Below are 231 nucleotides of genomic sequence, written 5' to 3'. Positions count from 1 at the left end.
ATGTCGCCAGAAGTCCGGGCACGAATGTGGTGTAAAGGAAGGCGACAATCAGCTGCCACGACCAGGTGATTTCGATGGTTTCGGTGAAGCCCGCCACCACCGCCAGACAGGCGGACCCCACAAACATCTGCAGCCCGACGATCATCATCACGTTTCCGCCCGAAGACGCACCGCTTACCGAAAGCGTGGCGATGGCAAGCGCAAACGCCCCGATGATACAGAGCGCGATCC

At 59.7% G+C, this 231-nt stretch carries 1 protein-coding gene; it reads right to left on the bottom strand.

What is annotated here, in order from left to right:
• Positions 1–231 (bottom strand): hypothetical protein (locus NLM59_RS11660; protein ID WP_304417954.1); only part of this gene is annotated, 231 nt, incomplete at both ends.

It is taken from the genome of Profundicola chukchiensis (assembly GCF_029664245.1).
In the GTDB taxonomy this organism is placed as follows: domain Bacteria; phylum Bacteroidota; class Bacteroidia; order Flavobacteriales; family Weeksellaceae; genus Profundicola; species Profundicola chukchiensis.
This window is presented reverse-complemented; position numbering and strand designations above follow the sequence as displayed.